The organism is Granulicella sp. 5B5, assembly GCF_014083945.1.
In the GTDB taxonomy this organism is placed as follows: Bacteria; Acidobacteriota; Terriglobia; order Terriglobales; family Acidobacteriaceae; genus Granulicella.
In genome coordinates this window covers 3,882,628-3,909,446 of sequence record NZ_CP046444.1, presented here as the reverse complement: position 1 = coordinate 3,909,446, position 26,819 = coordinate 3,882,628, and the positions used below count along the sequence as shown (strand labels likewise).

25 protein-coding genes are annotated in these 26,819 nt (G+C 61.8%); 18 read left to right on the top strand and 7 right to left on the bottom strand.

Features of this window, described 5'->3' with window-relative positions; all coding sequences use genetic code 11:
* Positions 1-30 precede the first annotated feature (30 nt).
* The 6 genes from GOB94_RS16560 to GOB94_RS16535 all read left to right on the top strand — a co-directional run bounded on the left by GOB94_RS16560 (position 31) and on the right by GOB94_RS16535 (position 6,127).
* Positions 31-1,224, top strand: a complete 1,194-nt coding sequence (locus tag GOB94_RS16560) for an efflux RND transporter periplasmic adaptor subunit (protein ID WP_275943222.1) — start codon at positions 31-33, stop codon at positions 1,222-1,224.
* Between the two features lie 113 nt (positions 1,225-1,337).
* Positions 1,338-2,204, top strand: a complete 867-nt coding sequence (locus GOB94_RS16555; RefSeq protein ID WP_255484100.1) for a hypothetical protein — start codon at positions 1,338-1,340, stop codon at positions 2,202-2,204.
* Between the two features lie 12 nt (positions 2,205-2,216).
* The gene (locus tag GOB94_RS16550) at positions 2,217-3,566 is read left to right on the top strand and encodes a TolC family protein (RefSeq protein WP_182276921.1); all 1,350 of its coding nucleotides are present in this window, start codon (positions 2,217-2,219) and stop codon (positions 3,564-3,566) included.
* Between the two features lie 121 nt (positions 3,567-3,687).
* Positions 3,688-5,166, top strand: a complete 1,479-nt coding sequence (gene hpnJ / locus GOB94_RS16545; protein ID WP_182276920.1) for a hopanoid biosynthesis associated radical SAM protein HpnJ — start codon at positions 3,688-3,690, stop codon at positions 5,164-5,166.
* A gap of 143 nt (positions 5,167-5,309) precedes the next feature.
* Entirely contained in the window at positions 5,310-5,738 is a 429-nt protein-coding gene (locus GOB94_RS16540) for an EamA family transporter (protein ID WP_182276919.1), read from the top strand.
* Positions 5,735-6,127, top strand: a complete 393-nt coding sequence (locus GOB94_RS16535) for a hypothetical protein (RefSeq protein WP_182276918.1) — start codon at positions 5,735-5,737, stop codon at positions 6,125-6,127. Before GOB94_RS16540 ends, GOB94_RS16535 begins: the two co-directional genes overlap by 4 nt.
* Here the strand turns inward: GOB94_RS16535 and hpnE are convergent.
* Genes hpnE through GOB94_RS16515 form a run of 4 tightly spaced genes read right to left on the bottom strand, consistent with a single transcriptional unit; the run spans position 6,124 to position 10,566 of the window.
* Positions 6,124-7,536: a hydroxysqualene dehydroxylase HpnE gene (gene hpnE, locus GOB94_RS16530; RefSeq protein WP_182276917.1), complete on the bottom strand. Its 1,413-nt coding sequence runs from the start codon at positions 7,534-7,536 to the stop codon at positions 6,124-6,126. The two genes, GOB94_RS16535 and hpnE, sit on opposite strands and share 4 nt — an antisense overlap.
* A complete protein-coding gene (locus GOB94_RS16525) occupies positions 7,533-8,474 on the bottom strand; it encodes a phytoene/squalene synthase family protein (RefSeq protein WP_182276916.1) in 942 nt (313 codons plus the stop codon). Before GOB94_RS16525 ends, hpnE begins: the two co-directional genes overlap by 4 nt.
* Positions 8,471-9,439 carry a squalene synthase HpnC gene (hpnC, locus tag GOB94_RS16520; protein WP_182276915.1) on the bottom strand — a complete coding sequence of 323 codons (969 nt, stop codon included), beginning with the start codon at positions 9,437-9,439 and terminating at the stop codon, positions 8,471-8,473. The genes GOB94_RS16525 and hpnC overlap by 4 nt, the downstream gene beginning before the upstream one ends.
* Positions 9,436-10,566 (bottom strand): alcohol dehydrogenase catalytic domain-containing protein, encoded by a 1,131-nt coding sequence (locus GOB94_RS16515; protein WP_255484099.1) that lies wholly within the window; start codon positions 10,564-10,566, stop codon positions 9,436-9,438. The genes hpnC and GOB94_RS16515 overlap by 4 nt, the downstream gene beginning before the upstream one ends.
* Before the next feature lie 146 nt (positions 10,567-10,712).
* On the opposite strand from GOB94_RS16515, the gene GOB94_RS16510 reads away from it, so the two are divergent.
* Both GOB94_RS16510 and GOB94_RS16505 read left to right on the top strand, forming a co-directional pair.
* Entirely contained in the window at positions 10,713-11,492 is a 780-nt protein-coding gene (locus GOB94_RS16510; protein WP_182276914.1) for an ABC transporter permease, read from the top strand.
* 3 nt (positions 11,493-11,495) lie between these two features.
* Positions 11,496-12,332, top strand: coding sequence for an ATP-binding cassette domain-containing protein (locus GOB94_RS16505; protein WP_182276913.1), 837 nt, complete (start codon positions 11,496-11,498; stop codon positions 12,330-12,332).
* A 227-nt stretch (positions 12,333-12,559) separates the two neighbouring features.
* Here GOB94_RS16505 and GOB94_RS16500 read toward each other — a convergent pair whose 3' ends face one another.
* Positions 12,560-13,306: a dienelactone hydrolase family protein gene (locus GOB94_RS16500; RefSeq protein ID WP_182276912.1), complete on the bottom strand. Its 747-nt coding sequence runs from the start codon at positions 13,304-13,306 to the stop codon at positions 12,560-12,562.
* Between the two features lie 131 nt (positions 13,307-13,437).
* On the opposite strand from GOB94_RS16500, the gene GOB94_RS16495 reads away from it, so the two are divergent.
* Positions 13,438-14,256, top strand: coding sequence for a TIGR03435 family protein (locus GOB94_RS16495; RefSeq protein ID WP_182276911.1), 819 nt, complete (start codon positions 13,438-13,440; stop codon positions 14,254-14,256).
* Between the two features lie 118 nt (positions 14,257-14,374).
* On the opposite strand, the gene GOB94_RS16490 is transcribed toward GOB94_RS16495, so the two are convergent.
* On the bottom strand, positions 14,375-15,136 hold the full coding sequence (locus tag GOB94_RS16490) for a Stp1/IreP family PP2C-type Ser/Thr phosphatase (protein ID WP_182276910.1): 762 nt from the start codon (positions 15,134-15,136) through the stop codon (positions 14,375-14,377).
* A gap of 284 nt (positions 15,137-15,420) precedes the next feature.
* Positions 15,421-16,917 carry an ATP-binding protein gene (locus GOB94_RS16485; RefSeq protein WP_182276909.1) on the bottom strand — a complete coding sequence of 499 codons (1,497 nt, stop codon included), beginning with the start codon at positions 16,915-16,917 and terminating at the stop codon, positions 15,421-15,423.
* Positions 16,918-16,934: 17 nt separating this feature from the next.
* On the opposite strand from GOB94_RS16485, the gene GOB94_RS16480 reads away from it, so the two are divergent.
* From GOB94_RS16480 to GOB94_RS16440, 9 genes are all read left to right on the top strand, one after another.
* Positions 16,935-18,074, top strand: a complete 1,140-nt coding sequence (locus tag GOB94_RS16480; protein ID WP_182276908.1) for a histidine kinase — start codon at positions 16,935-16,937, stop codon at positions 18,072-18,074.
* Positions 18,075-18,076: 2 nt separating this feature from the next.
* The gene (locus tag GOB94_RS16475; protein ID WP_182276907.1) at positions 18,077-18,769 is read left to right on the top strand and encodes a response regulator transcription factor; all 693 of its coding nucleotides are present in this window, start codon (positions 18,077-18,079) and stop codon (positions 18,767-18,769) included.
* Positions 18,770-18,961: 192 nt separating this feature from the next.
* Complete coding sequence (locus tag GOB94_RS16470; RefSeq protein WP_182276906.1) at positions 18,962-20,299, top strand: outer membrane beta-barrel protein; 1,338 nt, start codon at positions 18,962-18,964, stop codon at positions 20,297-20,299.
* Between the two features lie 80 nt (positions 20,300-20,379).
* Positions 20,380-20,508 (top strand): K(+)-transporting ATPase subunit F, encoded by a 129-nt coding sequence (gene kdpF / locus GOB94_RS16465; RefSeq protein ID WP_220464961.1) that lies wholly within the window; start codon positions 20,380-20,382, stop codon positions 20,506-20,508.
* Complete coding sequence (gene kdpA, locus GOB94_RS16460) at positions 20,509-22,272, top strand: potassium-transporting ATPase subunit KdpA (protein ID WP_182276905.1); 1,764 nt, start codon at positions 20,509-20,511, stop codon at positions 22,270-22,272.
* Between the two features lie 93 nt (positions 22,273-22,365).
* Positions 22,366-24,417: a potassium-transporting ATPase subunit KdpB gene (gene kdpB / locus GOB94_RS16455; protein ID WP_182276904.1), complete on the top strand. Its 2,052-nt coding sequence runs from the start codon at positions 22,366-22,368 to the stop codon at positions 24,415-24,417.
* Positions 24,418-24,431: 14 nt separating this feature from the next.
* The gene (kdpC, locus tag GOB94_RS16450) at positions 24,432-24,992 is read left to right on the top strand and encodes a potassium-transporting ATPase subunit KdpC (protein WP_182276903.1); all 561 of its coding nucleotides are present in this window, start codon (positions 24,432-24,434) and stop codon (positions 24,990-24,992) included.
* A 93-nt stretch (positions 24,993-25,085) separates the two neighbouring features.
* Positions 25,086-25,760: a 2Fe-2S iron-sulfur cluster-binding protein gene (locus tag GOB94_RS16445; RefSeq protein ID WP_182276902.1), complete on the top strand. Its 675-nt coding sequence runs from the start codon at positions 25,086-25,088 to the stop codon at positions 25,758-25,760.
* Positions 25,761-25,819: 59 nt separating this feature from the next.
* Entirely contained in the window at positions 25,820-26,818 is a 999-nt protein-coding gene (locus GOB94_RS16440; RefSeq protein WP_182276901.1) for a xanthine dehydrogenase family protein subunit M, read from the top strand.
* The last annotated feature ends 1 nt before the right edge of the window (position 26,819 follow it).

Here is a 26,819-nt window from a genome sequence, read left to right as displayed (position 1 = left end):
GTTTCAGGTCGTTCGAGGACATGGTTGTGGGTGGTCCTGGCAGTTGTGGTGGTGGCGGGTCTTTTCTTCGTGCGCAGCGGGGAGAAGCGGGTAACCGTGCGGGTGGCTGAGGTCCAGCGGAGCACCATCGATCAACGGGTTTCGACCAACGGCAAGGTGGTGCCGACGGTCGACTTCCAGGCACATGCACCGACGGGCGGCGAGGTGAAGGCGCTGTACGTTTCGCTGAACGATACGGTGAAGGCCGGACAACCGCTGCTGCGGCTGTCCGACGCGCAGGCGCGGAAGGACGTTGCGGCGGCAGAGGCTGGAGTGGCATCGGCAGAGGCGCAGCTGGATGCGATGAAGAAGGGCGGAACGCAGGATGAGCGTATCGCCGCAAAGGGTGATTTGGAGTCGGCTGAGTTGCAGCAGAGGCAGGCGGCGGGATCGGTGGCTGCGCTGGAGAAGCTGCAGGCGCAGGGAGCGGCGTCGCTGAACGAGGTGACGAGCGCGAAGCAGCGGCTGGCCGAGTCGACGGTGAAGGTGAACCAGCTGAAGACTCGGCAGAGCGACCGGTACAGCACGGGCGATCTGCAGACACAGCAGGCCGCTGTGCAGCAGGCGCAGTCGTCGCTGGATGCCGCGCGGGCCGAGCTGGCGGCGGTGGATGTGAAGGCGCCGTTCGGCGGGACGGTGTATGCGATCCCCGTGTCGCAGTATGACTTTGTGCAGGCAGGGGACGCGCTGCTGGATGTGGCGGACCTGAACAAGCTTGAGGTGCTGGCGTACTTCGATGAGCCTGACGTCGGCAAGCTGGCGAACGGACAGCCGGTGAAGATCGTGTGGGACGCGAAGCCGCAGTCGGTGTGGCATGGCCATGTGCTGGAGTCGCCGACGACGATCATCACGTATGGGACGCGCAATGTGGGCGAGTGTTTGATCTCCGTTGACGATGCGCATGGGGACCTGCTGCCGAACACCAATGTGACCGTGACAGTGACGACGATGCAACATCCGGATGTGCTGAGCATCCCGCGAGAGGCGCTGCACTCGGACGGCAGCAGCAACTATGTGTATCGCATTGTGGGCGATAAACTGGTGAAGACGCCTGTGCAGGTAGGGTTGATCAACCTGACGCTGGTGGAGATTACAGGCGGACTGAGCACGGGCGACAAAGTCGCGCTGAATGCTACTTCGGAGGAGGACCTGAAAGACGGCCTCCCGGTAAAGGTTGAGAACTGAAGACGAAGCTCCAATTAGTTTTGTGCGCCGTTGCGGCGGCGGGAGTTTGCACGGCTGCCTGCGCTGCGATGCGGGCACATGCGGCTGGCTCGATGGAGGCGGAGCGCGTGTTAATGAACGGGCGCGTGGACGAGGCTGTCCAGATGCTGAACGTGGAGGTGACGGAGAACCGCACGGACGGCGCGGCGCACCTGTTGCTGTGCCGCGCGTACATCTCCGTGCAGAGGGTCGATGCAGCTGTGCCGGAGTGCGAGACGGCTGTACGGTTGATGTCGCAGAACAGCCGCGCGCAAGACTGGATGGGGCGGGCTTACGGCATGAAGGCCAATAGCGCCGGACCGTTCACAGGCTTGAAGCTGGCCCATCAGGTGCGCGAGGCGTTTGAGGCTTCGTTCTCGTTAGATCCGCACAATGCGGATGCTGTGAATGACCTTGCGGAGTACTACGTTGGCGCGCCGTCGCTGGTTGGCGGAGGAACAGACAAGGCTGACGACCTTGCAGACCGCGTGCAAGGATACATGCCGCAGACGGCACACCGAATCCATGCTCTGTCGGCCGAGAAGCGGAAGGACTACAGTACGGCGGAACGCGAGTTCAGCGCGGCGACTTCAGTGAAGAACGCACCCGAGGCATGGGTGGACCTGGGCGGCTTTTACAAGCGGCGCAAGCAGACTGCGAAGGCCGTCGATGCCTTGCAACATGCCTATGCGGCTGACGCAGCGAAGAATTCCGCCGTGGTCGATGTCGCGAGTTATCTGATGGACATGCACGTAAAGCCGGCACTTGCAAAGAAGGCGCTGGAGCAGTACCTGGCCAACGATGCGAAGAGCGATGCAGCACCAGTGGTCCATGTACATGTGCTGCTGGGCCGCTTGTTGCAGGCCGATGGCGACAGAGAGGGCGCGAAGGGCGAGTTCAATAAGGCGCTCCAACTGGCCGCAAACTATGGACCAGCCAAGAAGGCGCTGCAGGGACTTTGAGAGTTGGACGCAATGATGAAGCCTAGAACGCGATGGACGATGCGGTTGGCAACTGGGGCCCTGCTGTTTGGCAGCGTGGTTTCTGTGTGCGCGGGACAGATATCGCTGACGACGGCAGTTGACCTTGCGCTGAAGAACGATCCGCGTGTGAAGATGGCCCACGCCAGCGTGACCAAAGCGCGGGCCGTGCTGGATGAAGCGCGCGATGTATACATCCCCAACGTCGGGATCAAAGGCGGCTATGGAGCTTCGACAGGCGTGCCGCTGAGTGTGCCGGTGGTGTTCAGCCTGGCGAGCGAGTCCCTGCTCTTTAACTTCTCGCAACGTGACAACGTGCGGGCTGCGAACGATGGGCTGAAGTCCGCGCAACTGGCGCTGCTGGATGCACAGCAGCAGACCACGGAAGATGCAGTTGAGACCTACCTGAACCTGGACAACGTCGAGCAACGTGAACAGGCCATGCAGCAGGAGGGCGGATACGCCGGAAGGCTTGTGATGATTGTGCAGGAGCGGCTGGATGCAGGCCAGGACACACGCATGGACCTGCTGAAGGCACGCAGGACGGCGGCACAGATCAAGCTGGCGGTGCTGAACAATGAGGATGAGATCGCGGGCCTGCGCGAACACCTGGGACGGCTGCTCGGAATGCCGGGGGCACAACTGGAGACAGTGAAAGAGTCGATTCCTGCGCTGCCTGCAGCCAACACACTGAGTGCGACGCAGGTGGAGAGCCCTGGGGTGCAGTCGTCGTTTGCAGCCGCACTGAGCAAGCAGGAACAGGCGTTTGGGGCGTCTCGATACAGCTACCGTCCACAGGTAGCCTTTGAAGCGAACTACAGCCGCATTACGACGACGCAAACAAACTACACGCTGTATTACCCTGGGTTTGCGGGGCAGCACTCGGACAATGCGCTGGCCGTGGGCATTGAGATCTCGATACCGATCTTCGACTATGAGCACCGCGCGCATGCACGCGAGAGCGAAGCTGATGCTGTCCGTGCCATCGCTGAAGCGGAGAACAACCGCATTCAGTTTCTGGAGGGGCGGTCGAAGCTGCAGCGGAACGTTGAAGAGCTGAGCGCGAAGCGGGAGATTGCGGACCTGGACCGCGAGATCGCGCAGGAGCAGTTGAATACGATCCTGATCCAACTGAATAGCAGTTCTAGCGGAGGTAGCGCAACGCTGACACCCAAGGATGAACAGAGCGCGCGACTGCAGGAACGTCAGCGGTATGTGGATATGCTGACGGCCGAGCAAGAGCTCAATCAGGCAGAGATCGGCTTGATGCGACAGAATGGCGCGCTGGCTGATTGGCTGGCGAAGGCGATACAGGCGTCGCCAGCAAGCAACACAAGACCTTAGGCGTGTGCCGCCGAGCAGAAAACCCTGTGTAAAAGCGCGAGAGCAGATACTTTGACGGCACTCCTTGACGACGCGGAAAAGGGCGCGTGTGAGAGTGCAAAGTGGTAAACTTGAGGTTGATATGTCACTCAAGACGCTATTCTTAAATCCGCCTTCCTTTGAAAACTTTGATGGTGGCGCCAGCTCCCGCTGGCCCGCGACGCGTGAGATCGAATCCTACTGGTACCCGGTGTGGCTGGCCTATCCGGCGGGGATGCTGGAGGGGTCGAAGCTTCTCGATGCGCCGCCCCACCATGTGAGCGCGGAAGAGACGATCGAGATCGCCAAGGGCTATGAGTTTCTGGTGCTGTTCACCTCGACGGTTGGCTGGTCGGGCGACCATGGCCTGGCACGTGCGATCAAGAAGGCGAACCCTTCGATCAAGATCTGCTTTGTTGGACCGCCGGTGACGACGGACCCGGACCGCGCGCTGAATGAGTGCGAGGTGATCGACTTTATCTGCCGCCGTGAGTTCGACTACTCGGTGGTAGAGTTTGCCAATGGCAAGCCGCTGAACGAGATCCTTGGTATCAGCTACAAGGATGCGAACGGCGTGATCCAGCACAACCCGGACCGGCCGCAGGTGGAAGACCTGGACGCGATGCCGTGGGCGACGAAGATCTACAAGCGCGATATGGACGTGACGAAGTACAACGTTCCGTTCCTGCTGCATCCGTATATCTCTCTGTACTCGACGCGCGGCTGCCCGGCGCAGTGCACGTTCTGCCTGTGGCCACAGACGCTGAGCGGCCATGCGTGGCGCAAGCGGTCGAGCGACGATGTGGCCGCCGAGATGGCGTGGGCCAAGGAGAACTTCCCGTTCGTGAAGGAGTTCTTCTTCGACGACGATACGTTCAACATCCAGAAGGCACGCACCATTGAGCTGTGCGAGAAGCTGAAGCCGCTGGGCATTACGTGGAGCTGCACGAGCCGCGTGACGACCGATCGCGAGACGCTGAAGGCGATGAAGGAAGCGGGCTGCCGCTTGCTGATCGTGGGCTTTGAGTCGGGCGATCCGCAGATCCTGAAGAACATCAAGAAGGGAGCGACGGTTGAACGTGCGCGCGACTTTGTGAAGGACTGCCACGACCTTGGGCTAATTATTCATGCCGACTTCATCCTTGGCCTGCCGGGCGAGACGAAGGAGTCAATCCGCAACACGATCGACTTTGCGAAGACGCTGGATTGCGAGACGATCCAGGTGTCGGTTGCGCATGCGTATCCGGGCACGGAGTTCTATGACTTCGCCAAGCGCAACAACTTCATCACGAACGAGAAGATGGAAGACGGCGGCGGGCACCAGATGGCGCACATCGAGTATCCAGGGCTGCCTACCGAGTATGTGATGGAGATGGTGCACAAGTTTTATGACGAGTACTACTTCCGCCCGAAGGCCGCGTTCCGCGTGGTGTGGAAGGCGATTGTGAACCGCGATGTGCCGCGGCTTTATGTGGAGGCGAAGAGCTTTATGAAGCTACGGTCGCAGCGTAATAAAGCGGCGCGCGCGAAGAAGGAAGAGAATGCTCTGAAGGCACAAGAGAGCGTCAGCATGAATGCGTAGTGCGTAAACCGAGCAGCGAAGAGGGCCGGCTGTTGCCGGCTCTTTTCTTTGCCTAGCACTGGTAAAACTCTTGCACCGTGTGCGGAGCTGGAGCGTCTGAACACTAGAGGCCGCATGAAGCGGCGCGATAGATTGGATCGATTGTGAAGCACAAACTTAAACCTTCGCAGTATGCGGTGCTGCTGGCGATTATGCTCACGGCCTCGGTCGGCGATTCCCTGCTGGCGCGAGGGATGGCGCAGGTGGGGCATGTGGACCTGCATCATCTTGGGCTGCTGTTCAAGGCGCTGCTGAATCCATATGTGGACCTGGGGATTGTGCTGCTGATCGGGTTCTTCTCCGCGTATACGACGGCGTTGAGTTGGGCGGACCTGACATTCATTATGCCCGCGACGGCGTTTGGGTATGTGGTGATCGCCTTTCTGGGCAAGGTTTGGCTGCATGAGACGCTGACCTGGTCACGATGGCTGGGGATTGCGTGCATTGTTTGTGCGGTAGGCTTTGTGGCGGGTGGGCCTTCGCGGACGGAGCATGGGGAGCTCGATCTGATGGATTCAGGGGTGGGGCGATGACAGGAGTGAATACGGCCCTGCATGCATGGGCGGCGATTGTGTTTGTTGCCGTAGTGGCCGTGGCGGGCGAGGTGTTGATCGCGAGCGGGATGCGGCAGCTGGGCGACCTGGATGACATTCGCGCGATGCGTGGACTCAGTGGCACGATTGCAGCGGTGCTGACGAACATGCGGTTCGTGGCTGGTGCGCTGTGCATGGCGGTGAACTTCTTTGCGATGCTGTTTGCGCTGAGTATTGCGGAGCTGTCGCTGGCGGGGCCAGCGATTGCGGGGTTGACGTACATTGGCAATGCGGTGGCAGCGAAGATGTTTCTGCGCGAGAACGTGAACCGGCGGCGATGGATTGCGGTGACGTTTGTGACGATTGGTGTCGTGCTGCTGACTCGCTAGCAGATGAGGCGCATGAGGCCGCTGGGTGGAAGCTCCGGAACCATGAAGGACTTGCCTGCGATGGCACCGGCTGCGAGGCGGCCGCTGCGGGCTGCGCCTTCCATGGTGGAGGGCCAGTTGGTGCGGGTCCAGTCGCCGGCGAGGTAGAGGTTGCCGCCGGGGGCGTCCTGTGCGGGACGGTATTGATCGAGACCGGGGAGCACGGAGAAAGTGGCGCGGGCTTCCTTCAGGATGCCTGCTTTGATGATTTTGGAATCGCGGGTGCGCGGGAGGAAAAGGGCGATCTCGCGAATGGCCTGTTCGAGGATGTCTTCGCGGGTGCGGTGGAGTTCTTTGAAAGATGCGGCGATGACGAGTTCGAGATAGCTGGGCTGGCTTTCTGCTGAGGCACCGCCGCGGATGCGGGTCTTGTTGAACATCCACTGGATGCCGGTGCCGAGAAGCGCAGCCTGCGGGAGGTCTGTGACTTCGCGGTCGTACCAGAGATGGACGGTGGTGATGGGCGCGTGCGCGAAGTGAGAGAACATCGGGAGGATGCGGGCGCGTTGAGGGGCGTCCTCGGGGAGCGTTTGCAGGAGGCGCTGAGTTTGCTCGAAGGGCGTGGCGAGGAGGAGTCTGGCGGCGCTGTGCTGGTTGCCTTCGGAATCGGTGGCCTGCCAGATACCATTGGGGAGCTGCTCTATGCGGTCGACGCTGCAGCGAAGCTGGAAGGTTGCGCCGTGGCGCTCGGCTAGTTCAGCGAACGCAGCGTAGAAGACGGAGAGCGGCTGCGTGGGGATGGCCTGGCGGCCACCTGCGGAGGACTTGAGGAATATCTCGTGGAATACTTGGCCGGCGTACTTTGTAGAACAGCGGTCGAAGGAGTCGTTGAGGGTGGCGACGACGAGAGGCTCCCAGAAGTTGCGGATAGCCTGCTGCGATGCGCGCTCGCGCTTGATCCATGCGGAGAAGGGTTCATCATCATGCGCTGGGTAGCCGCGCAGAAACTTCAGCAGAGATGTGGCGACAGCGACCTTGTCCGAGACGGAGAGCATGGAGGCTTTGAGGAAACCGAGTGCTGCGTGGGCGGGTGCGGGGACGGAGCTGGTGCCGAGATCGCTGCGGCGGACGCGGCCTGTTCCTTGCTCGATGTGGAGGAACGGGATGGTGTTGTACCAACGGAGGTGCTGGTCGGCTCCGCTGCGTTGGCAGAGGTCTATGAGGTTAGTGCAGCAGCCGACGAGGACGTGTTGCGAGTCGATGACCTCATCGAGTGCGGGATGTGGATAGGAGTAGGCGCGGCCGCCGACGTAGGGTTTGCGCTCGAGGACTGTGACGCGGGCGCCGGACTCGGCCAGCGCTACGGCGGCAGAGAGGCCAGCTACGCCTCCACCAATGATGAGGACGTCGGAGGTGCTGGCTGCCGTCATCCGAAGAGCCTTGCGGTGATGGATTGAAGGACGCCGACAGCAAGGATGGAGAGCTTCTGCGAGGTGGGGACGGAGACGCGCTCGCGGAAGATCGCAGAGGGCTCCGCGGCGATGCGGTCGAGGAGGCGGTGATAGATGCGGACGAGGACGCGCATGGCGGGGCGAGAGTCGGCGTCGAGTAGCGGGATGAGACGGTCGGCGCTGAGATAGAGGTTTTGCGCGGTCAGCTCAAAGCCGCGGAGGAGTGCGAGGTCGTTGGGCTCGATGGGTGCGCCGCTGGTGATGGCGAGAAGGTGCTGCGGAGTGACGTTGTGCTCGCGGAGCTGGTCAGCGGAGAGATAGATGCGGCCGCGCTCGGCGTCTTCCTTGATGTCGCGGAGGATGTTGGTGAGCTGAAATGCTACGCCGGTGTCGATGGCAAGTTGCTCGGCGCGGCTATCGGTGTAGCCGAAGATGCGGATGCAGACAAGGCCGACGACAGAGGCTACGAGGTAGCAGTAGTGATGGAGTGCGGCGAAGGTTTCGTAGACCTGGATGGCGCGGCCATTGACGTCTTGAAGCAGGACGCCTTCGGGCTGCGGCTGGAGATCAAGCGTGGTTCCGGCGACGAGTTGTTCGAGGAGGTCGTCGGTGATGCCAAATTGCTGTTGCGTGTGATTGACGGCGAGGAAGATGGGGTCGTCAGTTGTGATGGTGCGTGAGGTGCGCCATGCGGCCGTCCATGCGGCCATTGCCATGCGGCGGGCTTCGAGAGTCATCGACTCGTCGTCGGAGAGGTCGTCGGCTTTGCGCATGAAGGCGTAGATGGCGCACATGGCGTCCGATTTATGCTGCGGGAGGACGCGGAAGGAGTAATAGAAGTTCTTGGCCTCGCGCTTGGCGATGGCGCGGCAGGCTGCGTAGGCTGCGGTCAACTGTTCGTTTTGTGCGGTGCTCATGCCTGTGTCTTCCCCGGCCTGGGCCTGAAAGCGGAGGTGAGCTTGCCCCAGAGCGCGCCGCCGAGAAGGCGGAGTTTGGCGGCCTTAGTGACGACGGGACGTGAGGCGAGGGTATCGTAGTCCTGCGCGGCGATGGCGTCGAGGATGGCGAGGCCGCCTTTGACGAAGAGTGAGAGCGTTGCGGCGAGTTCGGCGTCGACGAGCGTGACGATGCGCTGGCCGCGAAGCAGGCGGGCGCGGGCGTCTTCGACAAGGGAGTGCATCATGGCACGGACGTTGGCATCGAAGTGACGGGCGATGAGCTGCTCGTCGGAGACGTTAAAGCGGGCCATGACGTCGGCGGGGATGTAGCGGCGGCCACGTTCGCGGTCCTCGACGATGTCCTGATAGAAGTTGGCGAGCTGTAGGCCGGTGCAGATCTCGTCGGAGAGTTGCATCAGCTCGTCAGAGCGGTAACCGCTGACGAGGAGGACGAGACGGCCGACGGGGTTGGCGGAGTAGCGTGAGTAGTCTTCGAGCGTGGCGAGCGTGGCATGGTGCGTGTAGACCTGGTCGCGCTCGAAGGCGGAGATGAGGTCGTCGAAGGGCTCGATGGGCAGGTTGCACTGTGCGATGGTTGGCTGCAGCGCGATAAAGACAGGGTGACGCGAGAGTGCAGGGGTAGCGAAGCACTCGTGCAGCATGGCGCGCCACTCGGAGAGTAGGCGGGTTGCGGTTGCGGTGTCGGCTACCTCGTCGCCGAGATCGTCGGAGGTACGGCAGAAGGCGTAAACACTGTGGAAGTGCGGGCGCAGAGCCGACGGAAGGAAGAACGTGGCGACATGAAAGTTTTCGTAGTGTGTGGTGGCGAGGGTCTTGCACCACTGCTGGGCTTCGGCGAGCGATGGGCGCTGTGCCGGTGTGCGGTAGAGCTCGGGCGCGCCGATGAGCTGATCGGAGACCGGTGTTGCAAGAGTTGTGCTCATGCGGCCTCCACTGCAGTAAGAGGCTCGGCCGCGGTGATGGCCTGCTGTGGGTAGATGGCAGTCTTGATCTCCGGTGCGGTGCCTTCGGCGGGGCGCGTGAGCATGCGGCGGAAGACTTCGGGGACGTCTTCAAGCGAAGCGGAGCCGGTGATGAAGTCGTCGCAGAGGAAGCGGCCGGAGCGGAGTAGATCGAAGGCGCGGCGGGCGGTCGACGGCGTGTGGTGGAAGCTGGCCTTGATGGTGAGGTCAGAGTAGTGGATCAAATTGGTATCGAAGGCGGCGGTAGTGCCGGCGGGCGGGCCGCCGAAGAGGTTGACGAGGCCACCTTTGCGGGCCATCTGAACAGCCCACTGCCAGGCCTCGGGAGTGGCGACGGCTTCGAAGACGATGTCCGCGCCGCGGCCTTCCGGCGTGAGGGCGCGGGCGGCGGCGATGGAATCTTCGACGTCGGCAAGGCGGACGACCTGTGCGGCGCCGAAGTGCTTTGCGGTGGCGACCTGATCCTTGCGCTTGACGACGGCGATGACGTGCAGGCCTTCCAGCGCGGCGGCGTGGATGAAGAGCAGGCCGATGGGGCCGGCTCCGAGGACGATGGCCGTCTTGCCTGCAGTGGCGTTTGACTCCTCCAAACCGCGCATGACGCAGGCCAGCGGCTCGGTGAGCGCGGCGTGCTGGAAGGGCATCGCATCGGGGAGCAAGAGGGTGTTCTTTTCGACGATGCGGGCGGGGATACGGATGTACTCGGCGTAGGCGCCGTTGTTGAAGAGGAGGTCGTCGCAGAGGTTCTGCTGGCCGGCCTTGCAGAAGAAACAGGCGTCGCAGGGTGCGGAGTTGAGCGGGACGACGCGGTCACCGACTTTGAAGCGGGTGACGCCCTTCCCTGCCTCGATGACGGTCCCGGCGAGTTCGTGGCCGAAGAGGCGGTCGAGGGTGAGCATCTTCGCGTGGTAGCCGCGGCGGTAGACCTTGAGGTCCGTGCCACAGGTAAGCGCGGCACCGACGCGGAGGACGAGTTCGCCCGGGCCAGCGGTGGGGATGGGCATCTGCTCAATACGCAAGTCCTCTTTGCCGCGCAGAACGGCGGCGGTCATGGTATCGGTTCCGTCGCGGTGGAGCAGAGTGGCCATCACCCTATTTTCTCATCTTTCACCTCAAGCAGAAGCGGCTTGGGGTGTGCATGACAGATGCGTGACAAGGTGAAGACAAGACACAACTCTGTGCGACGTAGGGCGTGGGGTGGAGCATCTGATACCCTGAGCCGTAAGCCTGAGACATGCCACTTACTTCCCCAGAAGCGTTCGCGAAGAAGATCGTCGGTTCGATCCAGGAGTACGCGCTGCTCTGCGCGCGCATCATCGGGAACCTGTTCTCAACGCCGCGGTACATTGCGGACACGTATACGCAAATGGACTCGATCGGATTCGGATCGCTGCCGATCGTGGTGCTGACCGGATTCTTTACCGGCTGCGTGCTGGCACTGCAGGCGGCTGTGACACTGAAACAGTTCGGCGCGATCAACATGACCGGGCGGCTGGTCTCGCTCTCGATGGTGAAGGAGCTGGGGCCGGTGCTGACGGGACTGATGGTGAGCGGCCGGAACACGTCGGGCATGGCCAGCGAGCTGGGCTCGATGAAGGTCTCCGAGCAGATTGATGCGATGCGGGCACTGGGGACGGACCCGATTCGCAAGCTGGTGGCGCCGCGGCTGGTGGCCTCGGTGGTGATGCTGTTCTTCCTGACGATCATCGCGGACGCCTGCGGGATGGCGGGCGGTGCAGCGGTGTCCGTGCTGCTGCTGCGGCTGAATGCAGCGACGTTCCTGCACACCTCGTATATGTCGCTGCAGTATGGCGACGTGGTGGAGGGGCTGGTGAAGCCGCTGTTCTCCGGGTTCATCATCGCCACAGTGGGCTGCTACTACGGGCTGAAGACGACGGGCGGAACGCGCGGCGTTGGTAAGGCTACGACGCAGGCGGTGGTGGTTTCGTCGGTGTTCATCATCCTGGTGGACTTTCTGGTGACGCAGCTAATGATCGGGATCTTTGGGAGGTAGCCGATGGTGGGACGCCTGACCGAAGCGGAGGTCTCCGAGCGTTTGGCCGCAGGAACGCCTGTGGTGGAGTTTCGCGATGTTTCGATTGGTTTTGACGGGCACCAGGTGCTGAAGAACATCAGTTTTGCGGTGGCCCATGGGGAGACCAGAATTATCCTGGGGCCGGCGGGCGGCGGCAAGAGCGTGCTGATGAAGCTGACCAATGGCCTGCTGATGGCCGACAGTGGGGAGGTTCTGGTTGTAGGACAGCCACTGAACGAACTGAACGAGAAGGAGATATTCAGCCTTCGCGCGCATGTGGGAATGGTGTTCCAGGAGAGCGCGCTGTTCGATTCGATCGACGTGGAGGACAACGTCGCCTACCGGCTGGAGGAGGAGCATGTGCCGGAGGCGGAGATCCACGAGCGGGTGGTGGAGGCGCTGCGGTTTGTGGAACTGGAGAAGGCGATTGCGAAGTATCCGCCGGAGCTGAGCGGCGGCATGCGGCGGCGGGTTTCGATTGCGCGGGCGATCATCAGCAGGCCGGACCTGATTTTGTACGATTCGCCTACCGGTGGGCTGGACCCGATCACGTCGACGACCATCATTGAGCTGGTGGTGAAGCAGCGGGATGTGTCGCATACGACTTCCCTGCTGATTACGCACCGGCTGCAGGACGCGTTTACGCTGGCGACTCACCGGTTCGACCAGCAGGCCGGGCACATGGTGCCGATACCGAATGGCGGGATCGATCCGGGGACGAAGTTCCTGGTGATCAACGAGGGGCGGGTGGTCTTCGACGGGTCGACGGAGGAGCTGGTGCGGACCAGCAATCCGTGGCTGCGGGCGTATATCAGCTAGGCACCCTCCCCCCGGTTTTTGGGGCTATGATCCGCAGCGGATTGGGGTTAGGCTGGTAACCAGTTCGGTGGTTACCCTGGGCGTGGGATGAGAAAGAGCTGTGAGACGACAAAACCCGGCCTAGGCCGGGTTTTGTGCTTCAGTTCTATTGTACGATGCGTGTCAAGAGGCCAAGGCTACCGCCAAGGACGCGGAGTGAGCGAAGTTTCGCCACGGCGGTATCACCCCTAGCCGACGGCGAGGGTGCGGTGGAAGAGGTCGAGGGCGAGGCCGAACATGGAGCGGGCGAGGTCGGGGTCGTAGCGGACGCCTTCGTCGCGGAGGAAGGCGTGAGCGCCATTGACTTCGTGCCAGTTGAGGCGGGTTTCGACCTCGTTGAGGCGGTTGAGGACCTTCATGCGGCCCTCGGTGGGGATGTGGGGGTCCTGGCGGCCCCAGACCATGAGGAGCTCGCCTTTGATCTCGCCGGCGCGGGCCATGGAGTCGTCGTGCATGCCTTCGCCGAGGCCGCCTTTGTGGATGTCGGTGGCGTAGAAGCAAACAGCGCCGCGGACCTGGGGGTTCATAGCGGCGCGGAAGGCGAGGTGGCCGCCCATGCAGATGCCCATGACGCCGAGCTTACCGGAGCAGTCCTCGCGGGAGGCGAGGTAGTCGAGCACGACGCGGGCGTCGTCGTCGTACTGCTTGACGGGCTTGGTGGTCTTGAGCGCGTTGCCTCTGTCGGAGCCAGCCTGGTCGTAGGCGAGGACGGAGCCGAGGGGTTCGTACTCGTGATAGACCTCCGGGACGGCAACGACGTAGCCGTGACCGGCGAGTTGCAAGGCGGTGCGGCGAATAGGAGCCGTGACTTGAAAGATTTCGGAGAAGAGGATGATTCCGGGATACTTACCGGGAGCCGCGGGGCGGACGAGGTGGGTGCGCATGGGGCCCGAGGGGGTGGCGAGGTCTTGGTATTCGGTGTCGATGACAATCATGCAGTGATTTTACGCCGGTGACGTGAGAGGGCAATATGATTGCTCGCGGGTTGCTAACGAGCCGTGTAAGGTGTTGTCTAAGTCATTACATTCAAACTATGTGGAGCATGGTGCCGATGGATTGCCTGCGTATGAAGCGGATGGCTATTGCAGCGCTGACATTGCTGGTGTTCGTGGTCTCGTGCCGCCGGATGCCGGGGCAAGCTCCGGCTAATACGCCGGTGGCGGCTTCTCCGACGTTCGCGGTGACTACCGTAAAACCCAATACCACTGGCAGTCAGGACGCCAGCACGGAGATGTCGGGCGGCATCTTCACGGCGACGAATGTCACGTTGAAACGGATGATAGCAAGCCGGGCGTACGGGATCTCCGATGCAAGGATTTTTGGTGGACCGAAGTGGATGGGCTCAGCCAAGTTCGACATGCAGGCGAAGATGGAGTCCGCCGATGCCCAGAGGGTGAAGACTCTGGACCGCGCACACCGGAGAGCCATGCAGCAGCCGATGTTTCAGCAGATGCTGGCTGACCGCTTCAAGCTGGCGGTCCATTGGGAGACGCGCGAGATGCCGGTGTATGAGCTGGTGGTGGGCAAAAAGGGATCGTTGCTGACTCCGGCAAACCCCACGGAGGGCGGGTCGGGCATCGATTCCGACGATAACTCACTTGTGGCAACCAATGTGACGCTGGATGAGCTGGCACAAACATTGACGCAGGAGCTGCAGCGGGACCTGGGACGCGTGGTGGTGGACAAGACCGGGCTGAGCGGACGCTACGACGTGAAGCTGAAGTGGACTCCGGAGGATGACGGAACGCCGGGTCAGCAAGCCGCCGATGCTCCACCAACGATCCTTACGGCGATCCAGGAGCAGCTGGGGTTGAAGCTTGAGCCCTCGAAGGGGCCGGTGAAGGTGCTGGTCATCGACCATGTGGAGATGCCCAAGGGGAATTAGGAGTTCGTCGCTACGGTCTCCGGGGCTAAAGCCCTTCAAAACATCGCTCGGTTCAGCGGCCTGAAGGCCGCTGCTCCCTCCGAAGAACGGCGGACCTATTGGTGGGTGAATCGTTGAGCTATGCGGGATTGGCGCGGAGGAGGAGGCATGTGATGTTGTCGGAACCGCCGTGGGCGTTGGCGAGGGCGATCATGCGGGCACATGTTTCGTCGGCGGGTTCGTTGGCGGTGTCGGTGACGATCTGGGCGAGTTCTTCGCGGGTGACGTGGCGGGTGAGGCCGTCGGAACAGAGGAGGAGCGAGTCGCCGGGGGTGAGGGTGGCGTCGTAGAGGTCGGGGGTGACGTCCTGGTCGACGCCGATGGCGCGGGTGATGACGGACTGGAAGCTGGAGCGCTCGGCTTCGGCTTCGGTGAGGAGGCCGCGGCGGACCTGCTCGGCGACGTAGGAGTGGTCGAGCGTGAGCTGGGAGGCGCCGTTGGCGGTGAAGAGATAAGCACGGCTGTCACCTACGTTGAGGACCGTGACGGAGTCACCCGTGACGCGCGCGGCGACGAGGGTGGTGCCCATGCCGCGGAGGGCGATGTCGAAGTTCGCACGGGTGAGGACGGCGCGGTTGGCGGCAGCGGCGGCGCGGGTGAGGGCGCAGCGGGTACAGTCGGCATTCTTGTCGTTGAGGGTGAGGAGTTCCTGACGGGCGATTTCGAGGAAGGTGTCAACTGCGATGCGGCTGGCGACCTCGCCGCCGGCTGCGCCACCCATGCCGTCGCAGACGACATAGAGGCCGAGCTCTTCGTCGGTGCCGAAGCTGTCCTGGTTGCTGCGGCGGCGAAGACCGACGTCGGTGCGGGCAGCGGCTTCGATCTTCGGGAGGACGAACATGCTGGCGACTGGACCTCGGGGCGCATTTTCCACAGTAGCTGGGCTATGGAAAATGGCCGCATACCAGTATAGACGGAGTGGCGGTAAATGCGAAGCGGGTCGCGATTGGGCGGTACAGAGCCAGAGGAGGATTTTATATCGGGCCTTTGGCCCTCTGCGAGATTGATGGCCGTCCCTCCGGGGCTAAAGCCCCTTTTGATTGCAGCTGGTTTACGGCAGGGCTGAAGCCCCGCCCCTTCAAAGCAGGGACTTAATCTAATCAGGCCTTCCCGAGACATCACGCCTCAGACAAGGGATTGGGAGGCGAGCGGGAGGGTGATGGAGAAGACGGAGCCTTCGCCGAGTTGGCTGGTGACGGTGAGGGAACCGTGGTGGGCCTCCATGATGGCGCGGCTGATGGCGAGGCCCATGCCGGTGCCGGAGGTGTGGCGGCTGACGGAGTTGGCGCGGTAGAAGCGCTCGAAGATGAGCTCCTGTTCGGAGGAGTCGATGCCCTGGCCGTGGTCGGCGACGGAGAGGGTGACGGTGACGGGGTGGCGCTCGGCCGAGATGAAGATGGGGGTGCCGGGAGCGGAGTACTTCGCGGCGTTTTCGAGGAGGTTGATGAGGACTTTTTCAATGTAGCCGGCGTCGGCGAGGATGGGTGGAAGCTGGGGGATGTGCTGGTGGAGGTCGTGGTCTGCGAGGACGGCGGAGGAGGCATCGACGGCGGCGTCAACGACGGTGACGAGATCGGTGGGCGTGAAGGCCATGTGGACCTCCTGGGCGTCGAGCTGGGCCATCTCGACAGCCTCGGAGACGAGGCGGTTGAGGCGGTCGGTCTCCTCGTCGATGACGGTGAGGAGGTCGCGCTGGGAGGCGGCGTCTAAAGCGTTGGGACCGCAGGGGTCGTGTATGAGGAGCGTGGTGGCGGAGGCCTTGATGGAGGTGAGTGGGGTGCGGAGCTCGTGGGTGATGGAGTCGATCATGAGGGAGCGGAGGCGCTCGCTTTCCTTGGCGGCCTCGGCGCGGGTGACGCTGTCGAGGGCCTGGGCGCGGTCGAGGGCGATGCTGACGAGGCTGCCGATGGCGTCGAGGGAGTCGGTGGAGAGATGGACGCCTTTGATGATGAGGAGGCCGCGGGGGCGGACGCCGACGCGGATGGGGATGCGCGACTCGAGGACGCCGAAGTGGGTGGCAGTGACGGTATCGGTGACGGTGTCGGCGCCGGCGAGGGTGAGTGCGTGCTGGCGCATGCCGATCTCGTCCATGGGGATGGCGGCGGGGTCGCCGGCGAGGTAGCGGCGGTCGCCGTCGAGGAGATAGAGCGCGACGGCGTCGGCGTGCGTGACGAGCATCACCGCGGGGGCGATGGCGTTGAGCAGGCCAGCGACGTTTTCGGTCTGCAGGAGCTCGCGGCTGAGGCCGTAGAGGACTTCAATCTCGCGCTGGCGCAGGCGGGCGTCCTCGGCTTCTTCGCGGACGCGCTCGGAGAGGCGCGCACCGACGACGGAGGTTGCCAGAAAAGCGAAGAGCGCAAGCCAGTTCTGGGGGTCGCTGATGGTGAGCGTGCCGATGGGCGGGAGGAAGAAGTAGTTGTAGAGAAACGTGGCCGCGATGGACATGACGACCGCGTAGCGGAGGCCCCATCGCGCGGCGAGGAAGAGGATGTAGAGAAGCAGTGTGAGAGCGACGGTGGTCTGGTTGACGTGGAGCTTGAGGTGGCAAGCGGCTACAATTCCAGCCAGCACTACCGCCGCGGTCGACCACTTGAGGACTGCGATGAGTCGCTGAGAGTTCACTAGGAGATACTACGACGTTGGCGAACAGCGAGGCACCGAGGAAGAGGCCTGAAGACTGGCTGCCAGCGGCGGAGCCGGAGAAGACTCGCGGGCGGTTCAAGGTGTTTCTGGGCTATGCGCCGGGGGTGGGCAAGACGTTCAGCATGCTCGGTGAAGGGATACGCCGGCATGCGCGCGGCGAAGATGTGGTGATCGGCTATGTGGAGACGCATGGACGCAAGGGTACCGCCGAGCTGGCGACGCAACTGGAGCAGGTGCCGCCACGGGAGATCGATTACAAAGGGACACTGTTTCGTGAGATGGATCTGGACGCCATTTTGAAGCGGCGGCCGCAGGTGGTGCTGGTGGACGAATTGGCGCATACGAACATTGAAGGCAGCCGGTTTGCGAAGCGCTATGAGGATGTGCTGCTGCTGCTGGAGAACAACATCGATGTGCTGAGCACGATCAATGTGCAGCATGTGGAGAGCCTGGGGCCGCGCGTGCAGAGCCTGACGGGCGTTATGGTGCGCGAGGCCGTGCCGGACTGGGTGCTGGACCGGGCAGATGAGATCGTGATCAGCGATTTGACGCCAGAGGCGCTGGCGACGCGGATGCGGCGTGGGGACATCTATCCGCTGGAGCGGGCGGAGAGGGCGCTGCAGAACTTTTTTCGTCGCGGGAACTTGATTGCGCTGCGCGAGATGGCGCTGCACAAGGTGACGCGGGCGGTGGACCGGACACTCGATGACTATGTGAAGAGCAAGCAGCTCGGGGCACATTGGTCGGTAACGGAAAAGGTGGCGGTGTGCATCAGCGCGAGTGCGCAGGCGCGCGACTTGATTGCTCGTGGAGCGCGGCTGGCTGAAGGTTTGGGCGGAGAGTTTTATGTGGTGCATGTGCATAACCCGAAGGATGACGAGCCGGAGCGCAAGCGGACGCTGGAGGCGAGCCTGCTGTTTGCGAAGAACCTGGGAGCGCATATTGTGCAGCTGACGGGGAAGAATATTCCGGCTACGACAGCGGCGTTTGTGAGCGAGAACAGGATCACACAGGCGATCTTTGGGAGGTCGGCGCTGAAGGGCATGAAGAAGTGGCTGTACTATCTGGCTATCCAGCGGTTCATGTCGGCTGCGCCGCATGTGGACCTGCATATTGTGAGCCAGGAGAACCGATAGCGATGCGAATTCTGATCGTGGACGATGAGCGGCAGATTACGCGCGTGCTGCGGACTTCGTTGCAGAGCAGCGGGTATGAGGTTTCGGTTGCGAACAATGGGATGGAGGCGTTCAGCGTGTTCAAGAGCGCGTCGCCGGACCTTGTGATTACCGACCTCTCGATGCCGGAGATGGATGGGCTGGAGCTGACGCGGGCGATCCGCGCGATCTCGGAGGTGCCGATCATTGTGCTATCGGTGCGCGAGCAGGAGCCAATCAAAGTGGCCGCGCTGGACGAGGGCGCGGACGACTATGTGACCAAACCGTTCAGCATGCAGGAGCTGCTGGCGCGAGTGCGCGCGAACCTGCGCAAGGGGCTACGCAACGAGCCTCCGGCCGCCGTGATTACGGTGGGTGATCTGCACGTCGATACGGCTTCGCGACGCGTGAGTGTGCGCGGCGTGGAGACGCACCTGACGCCGAAGGAGTTCGATCTGCTGCTGCAACTGGCGAGCCATCCGGACCAGGTGATGACGCACCGGCAACTGCTGCGGAACATATGGGGACCGGCGGGTGAAGACCAGCCGGAGTATCTGCGCGTACTGGTGGCGCAGCTGCGCAAGAAGCTGGACAGCAACGACAGTGGGCGGTACATCGAGAGTGAGCCGTGGGTGGGGTATCGGCTGCGCGGAGTGGCCGGCCCAACTGACGAATAGAGCAGGCGTTAGTCTGGCGAACTTATGACTTCTTAACGCTTTCCCTACGGACTTCCAATGGAAGCGGGGCGTGTAATGGAGTCCGTGAGGTCGTTGGACGTGCAACTTCGTAAGGCTGTTACCGCTGTCGTTTTCTTGTTTTTGGGTTTGTGTTTCAGTGAGGCGCAACAACCGGCAACAGCCGATGCCCCGATGCCAGCGGTAAGCGGGAATTTCTTCCAGCGGTTGGGTGAGGCGTATCACGATGACTGGTTCCCTGCTCCGGCCGCAGGCAGTGCGCCCATAGCGGAGCGGCGAGGGTATGCTGCCCCGTTGGATTCGACACCCTTTCCGAGTCCGGATTACTCAGTGGGTGGAACGCCGGTGATTGGTGCGCCGGATACGCAGACGTACCCACTGATGCAAGCCATCAACGAGAACCGCAGCCGGACAAAGATCTATGGCTGGTTCAATGGCGGATTCAACGTGAGCACCAGCAACAAAGGTGATGGGGCGAATGCGCCGGCGGCGTACTATGTCAATCCCAATCGCGTGATCCCAGATCAACAGGTGCTGTATATCGAGCGGCTGCCAAATACGGTGCAGACCGACCACGTGGACTGGGGTTTCCGGTTCGCGCAGCTCTATGGGCAAGACTATCGCTACACCACAGCGAAAGGTTACTTCTCACAGCAGCTACTGCTGGAGAACCATGAATATGGCTACGACCCAGTGATGTTCTACCTGGACATTTATGTGCCGCATGTTGCGAAGGGCATGAACATTCGCGTGGGGCGCTACATCTCGCTACCGGACATTGAAGCGCAGTTGGCACCGAACAATTACACGTACTCGCACTCGATTTTGTACACGCTGGACCCTTATACGCAGACGGGGATTGTGGCGAGCATCAAGCTGAGCGATCACTGGTTGCTGCAGACGGGATTTTCCGGCGGCAATGACGTGGCACCGTGGACGAAGGATGTGAAACCCACCGGCACGGCATGCGTGGACTACACCTGGAGCCACGGGGGCGATGCGCTGTATACGTGCGCGAACTCGTTCAATGACGGGAAATACGCTTACAACAATCTGCAGAGCTACTACGAGACCTGGTACCACAAGCTGAACTCAAGCTGGCACACGGACAGCGAGACCTGGTACATGTATGAGCGCGATGTGCCGAACATCGCAGGCAATGTAGCGAACCCGATCAAGCCAGAGACCGGCGCGAATGGGGCTTTCTGCGCTTACGGCGAAAAGACCTGCTTTGCGCCTGAGGTGGGTGTGGTGAATTACGTGGAACACGAGTTCAACACTCACCGTTACCTCTCTATCCGCAATGAATTTGTGGACGACATCAGGGGCCAGCGGACCGGGTACGCGACAAAGTACAGCGAGCACCTGATCAGCTTTGGGCAGTGGATTGGCTCTACCGTGCTGTTTCGTCCGGAGGTCCGGCTGGAGCACTCCTATGACCTGGCGGCCTATAACCTTGGCACAAAGAAGACACAGTTCGTTGTGGCTGGTGATATCACGTACCACTTTTGAGGATGGAGAGTTATGGGTGACGCAGTGGCTTTGCTGATGTTGGTTGTTTTGTTTCCGCTGAGCCTGGCTTATGTGGCAGGGTGCGCGCGCTTGAACGTCGCAACACGCGGAGAGGAGAGACGATGATCCAGAATATTGTGCTGTTGGCGGTCTCGGCCTTGTTGCTGGTCTACCTGGTGTATGCGCTTTTGAAGCCGGAGAAGTTCTAGATGTCACTGAATGGGTGGTTACAGATTCTGCTGTTCACGGTGCTGGTACTGCTGCTGGCACAGCCGATGGGCAGCTATATGACGCGGGTGTTTGAGCGGCGCAAGACATGGCTCGATCCGGTCTTTGGACCTGTGGAGCGGGTGCTGTATCGCGTGACCGGCGTTGATGCTGAACACGAGATGCAGTGGACGGAGTATGCCGTTGCAATGCTGGCGTTCAGCGCGGCGACGATGGTGCTGACGTATGTTGTGGAGCGGCTGCAGGGGTTTCTGCCGCTGAACGTACAGCACCTGCCGGGCGTTGCGCCGGATGTGGCACTGAATACGGCGATCTCGTTTACGACGAACACGAACTGGCAGAGCTATGTGCCGGAGTCGACGATGAGCTACCTGACGCAGATGCTGGGGCTGGCGACGCATAACTTCTGGTCTGCCGCGGTGGGGCTGGCGCTGGCGATTGCGTTTGTGCGCGGCATCGCGCGCCGCGAGAGTAAGACGCTGGGCAACTTCTGGGTGGACCTGACGCGTGGCACGCTGTGGGTGCTGCTGCCGATCAGTTTTGTGTTTGCGATTGTGCTGGTATCGCAGGGCGTGGTGCAGAACTTTCGTCCGTATGACAAGGCAACGCTGGTGCAGCCGCAGACTGTGACTGATGCGAGCGGCAAGAGCACGACGGTGACGACGCAGACGATCGCGCAAGGGCCGGTGGCCTCGCAGGAGGCGATCAAGATGCTGGGGACGAACGGGGGCGGGTTCTTCAATGCAAACAGCGCGCATCCGTTTGAGAACCCGACGCCGCTGTCAAACTTTTTGCAACTGCTGTCGATCTTTGTGGTCCCGGCAGGGCTGACGGTGACGCTGGGGAAGATGGTGGGGTCTCCGAAGCACGGCGGTGCGGTGCTGGCGGCGATGGCGGTGTTGTTTCTTGCGGGCGTGACGACTTGCTATTGGGCCGAGGCGCAGCCGAACCCTCTGCTGCATGATGTGGACCAGGCGCATACGCAGATGCAGCCGGGCGGCAACATGGAAGGCAAAGAGGTTCGGTTCGGGATTGCGAACTCGGCACTCTTTGCAACTGTGACGACCGATGCGAGCTGCGGTGCGGTGAACTCGATGCATGACTCGTTCATGCCGCTGGGCGGGATGGTGCCGCTGGTGAACATTCTGCTGGGCGAAATTGTGTTTGGCGGCGTGGGCGCTGGCCTGTACGGGATGCTGGTGTTTGTGGTGCTCGCGGTGTTCATCGCCGGACTGATGGTGGGACGAACACCGGAGTACCTGGGCAAGAAGATCGAAGCGTATGACGTGCAGATGTCGATGCTGTACCTGCTGATCTTTCCGTTGATCATTCTTGGGTTCGCTGCGGTGGCGGTGCTGATGCCGCAGACTGGGCTGAGCGTGCTCGCGAACAAAGGGCCGCATGGGTTGAGCGAGGTGCTATATGCGTATGCGTCGGCGACGGGCAATAACGGCTCGGCGTTCGCAGGGTCGAACTGGAACACGCATTGGTACAACTACTCGCTTGGGATTGCGATGTTTATTGGGCGGTTCCTGATGATTGTGCCGATGCTGGCAATTGCAGGCAACCTGGCGCGAAAGAAGATTGTGCCCGAGAGTGCCGGCACGTTCCCGGTGACAACGCCGCTGTTTACGGTGCTGCTGGTGGGTGTGATTTTGATCGTAGGGGCGTTGACGTTCTTCCCTGCTATCAGCCTAGGGCCGGTGCTGGAGCACCTGCTGCTACACGCCGGAAGCGCGTTTTGAGACTGCCTCCGGGGCTAAAGCCCCGCTTGATGGATGAACCGAATTGCCGGGGCTGAAGCCCCGGCCTACCGAGATGTGGCAGGGAGATTGAGTATGTCGACCGCAAGAGAGTTGAAGGGACGCCAGTCGCTGTTTGATGGTGCGATTGTGCGGCGCGCGAGCGTGGATGCTCTGCGCAAGTTGGCGCCGCAGCTGATGATGAAGAACCCGGTGATGTTCGTGGTAGAGGTAGGCAGTGTGCTGACCAGCGTGCTGCTGGTGCTGGACACGGTGCGGCACACGGGGCACTTCAAGTTCGATGTGCAGATTACGCTGTGGCTGTGGTTCACGGTGCTGTTTGCGAACTTTGCCGAGGCGATGGCCGAAGGGCGCGGCAAGGCGCAGGCCGATGCGCTGCGGCTGGCGAAGTCGGAGACGACGGCGTATCGCGTGAACAAGGCCGGTGATGTGGAGGAAGTGCCGAGCTCGCAGCTGCGTGCAGGCGATGTGGTGCGCGTAGTTGCTGGGCAGATGATTCCTGGCGATGGCGAGATTGTGGACGGTGTCGCGTCAGTGGATGAGTCTGCCATTACGGGCGAGAGTGCGCCGGTGATTCGCGAAGCTGGCGGTGACCGCTCCGCTGTGACGGGCGGGACGCGCGTGTTGAGCGATGCGATTACGGTAAAGATCACGTCGAACCCTGGCGAGACGTTTTTGGACCGCATGATTGCGCTGGTGGAAGGTGCTGAGAGGCAGAAGACTCCGAATGAGATTGCACTGAATATTCTGCTGGCGGGGTTGACGATTATCTTTCTGCTGGCGGTGGTGACGCTGCAGCCGTTCGCGATGTACTCGGGCGCGCCGCAGACGATCTTTGTGCTGATTTCGCTGCTGGTGTGTTTGATTCCAACGACGATTGGCGGGCTGCTCTCCGCAATTGGCATTGCGGGCATGGACCGGCTGGTGCAGCACAATGTACTGGCGACCTCGGGCCGTGCTGTGGAGGCGGCCGGTGATGTGAATACGTTACTGCTGGATAAGACGGGGACTATCACGATTGGCAACCGGCAGGCTTCGGAGTTTGTAGCTGCGCCGGGTGTGACCGGAGAGCAGCTTGCGGATGCGGCGCAGCTGTCGTCGTTGTCGGATGAGACGCCGGAGGGGCGCTCGATTGTGGTGCTGGCGAAGGAGCAGTATGGGCTGCGCGGGCGTGAGCTGGCGAAGCTGAATGCTGAGTTCATTCCCTTCTCTGCGACGACGCGCATGAGCGGCATCGAGGTGGATGGACGGAGTATTCGCAAGGGTGCTGTGGATGCGATTGCGCGCTACCTGGAAGAGCATGGCGTGAGGATGCCGAACGAGGTGCGCGAGTCAGTGGAGACGGTGGCGCGCAGTGGCGGTACTCCGCTGGTGGTGGCTGAGAATGGGCGCGCGCTGGGCGTGATCCATTTGAAGGACATTGTGAAGGGCGGGATGCGCGAGCGGTTCGATCAACTACGCGCGATGGGTATCCGCACGGTGATGATTACTGGCGATAACCCGCTGACGGCTGCGGCTATTGCTCGCGAGGCCGGTGTGGATGACTTTCTTGCCGAGGCCAAGCCGAAGGACAAGATGGACCTGATCAAGCGGGAGCAGGCCGAAGGCAAACTCGTTGCGATGACAGGTGATGGGACGAACGATGCTCCGGCGCTGGCGCAGGCCGATGTAGGCGTGGCGATGAACAGCGGCACGCAGGCTGCGAAGGAGGCCGGCAACATGGTCGACCTGGACAGCAATCCGACCAAGCTGATTGAGATTGTGGCAATTGGCAAGCAGTTGCTGATGACGCGTGGGGCGCTGACGACGTTTTCGATCTCGAATGACATTGCGAAGTACTTTGCGATTATTCCGGCGATGTTTGCAGGCGTGTTTCCGGTGCTGAATGCGCTGAACGTGATGCACCTGCACAATGCGGAGTCGGCGGTGCTGTCGGCGGTGATCTTCAATGCGCTGGTGATTGTGGCGCTGATTCCGCTGGCGCTGCGCGGAGTGACGTACAGGCCGATGTCGGCGGCGGCGCTGCTGCAGCGGAACCTGATGGTGTATGGGCTTGGCGGGATTATTGTTCCGTTTATTGGAATTAAGCTGATCGATATGTTGATTACTGCGGTTGGGCTGGCGTAGGTCGGAGGGACGAGATGAAGAAACACATTGTGACGGCGGTGCTGTATACGGTGGTAACGGCGGTGGTGCTGGGGATTGGGTATCCGCTGGCGGTAACGGGCGTGGCGCGGCTGTTGTTTCCGAGGCAGGCGAATGGCGAGTTGATTGTGCGCGATGGGAAGCTGGTTGGTTCTGCGTTGATTGGGCAGCCGTTTACGGGGCCGGAGTACTTTCATAGCCGTCCTTCTGCGGCTGGGACGGGCTACGATGCGGGCGCTTCGGGTGGCTCGAATCTTGCGCCGACCAGCAAGGCGTTGATTGATCGCACCGATGCGAGTGTGAAGACCGAACAGCGGAATGGGCCTGTGCCTGTGGATCTGGTGACCGCCTCTGGCTCGGGGCTTGATCCGGACATCACGCCTGCGGCGGCGGAGTATCAGGTGACGCGCGTGGCGGCGGAGCGGAAGGTGCCGATGGCGGCGGTGGAAACACTGGTGCAGCAGCACATTACGCAGCGGCAGCTGGGTTTGCTGGGTGAGCCGAGGGTGAATGTGCTGGAGCTGAACCTGGCGCTGGATGCGATGACGAAGCGGTAATTGTTTGGGGGCACGAAAACAATATTGAATGGATTGCATTGATTGAATCGCTTCAGTTAGCGCAACCTGCCAGACAGGGTGCATAATTTCCCTATGGCTGATAAGACTCCCCCGACGCAGCTTTCCCCCGATGATGTGACCCCGACGGCTGAGAATGAGCAGCCGGTGAGCGGCCGCCTGAGCCGACGGTCATTCCTGACGCACCTTGGTGCTGCGGGTATTGCCGCAACGGCGCCTCCGCTGCTGGGAGCGACGCCGGCGCCGGTAATGGAGCCTGCCGCTGCCGCACCGCCCGAGGCCGAAGGTGTCGTTTCCGTGACGCTGAAGGTGAACGGGCAGGTGCATCCGATGAAGCTCGATCCGCGGACGACGCTGCTGGATTGCCTGCGCGAGAACATGGACCTGCCCGGCACGAAGAAGGGTTGCGACCATGGCCAGTGTGGCGCGTGCACGGTGCATGTGAATGGACGGCGCGTGAACTCGTGCCTGTCGCTGGCGCTGATGCATGAGGGCGATGAGATCACTACGATCGAAGGCATTGGGCAGCCGGATGATATGCACCCGATGCAGGCCGCGTTTGTGGAGCATGATGCGTATCAGTGCGGGTACTGCACGTCGGGACAGATTATGTCTGCCGTGGCGTTGATGAAGGAGCCGGTGGGCCCGACGGACGACGATGTGAAACATGCGATGTACGGCAATATCTGCCGGTGCGGCACGTATCCGAATATTGTGGCCGCAGTGCAGCAGGCACGGCGCATGGCCTGAGCCTCTGTTTAGAAGAGACTTCGAAACACCAACGCAAGACGAAGCGAATGGAGTTCCCGATGGAAGCATTCAAGTTCAGCCGCGCGACAACGGTGGAGCAGGCAGCGGTTTCGGGCAAAGGCCCGGTGGCCGCTATGCCGGAGGCACGGTTTGTGGCAGGTGGCACGACGCTGATCGACCTGATGAAGCTGAATGTCGAACGGCCTAAGGTGGTGGTCGACATCAATGGCCTGCCGTTGGACAAGATCGAGCCAACGCCAGAGGGCGGACTGCGGCTGGGTGCGCTGACGCGGAACTCGTACGTTGCTAATTATGACGCGGTGAAGCGCGATTATGCGGTGTTGTCGGAGGCGATCCTTTCGGGGGCATCGCCGCAGCTGCGCAACATGGCGACGACGGGTGGCAACCTGCTGCAGCGGACGCGGTGTCCTTACTTTCGCGATACGGCGCATGCGTGCAATAAGCGCGAGCCGGGGTCTGGTTGCTCGGCGATTGATGGGCACAACCGAATGCTTGCCGTGCTGGGTGGGAGCAAGGACTGCATCGCGACAAATCCTTCAGACCAGAACGTGGCGCTGACGGCGCTGGAGGCGACGGTGCATATCCACGGGCCGAAGGGCGAGCGGATGGTGCCGGTGAATGAGTTTTATCTGCTGCCGGGTTCGACTCCGCACAAAGAGACCGTGCTGGAGCCGGGCGAGGTGATTACAGGCGTGACGCTGCCGAAGCCGGTGGCGGGTGCGAAGTCTTTGTACCTGAAACTGCGTGACCGTGCGGCGTATGAGTTTGCGCTGTCGTCTGCCGCAGTGGTGGTGAAAGTGAATGGTGGCAGGATCGAGTACGCGCGTGTCGCGCTTGGCGGCGTGGGCACGAGGCCGTGGCGGTCGCTGGAGGCTGAGCGCGAGCTCGAAGGCAAGAGGGCCGATGCGGCGACGTTCCGCAGAGCGGCTGAGGCCGCGCTGCGCGATGCCAAGCCAGCGAGTGAGAACGGGTTCAAGATTGAGCTTGCGAAGCGCTGCATTGTGCGCGCGCTGACCAACGCTACTGTGAGTGCATAAG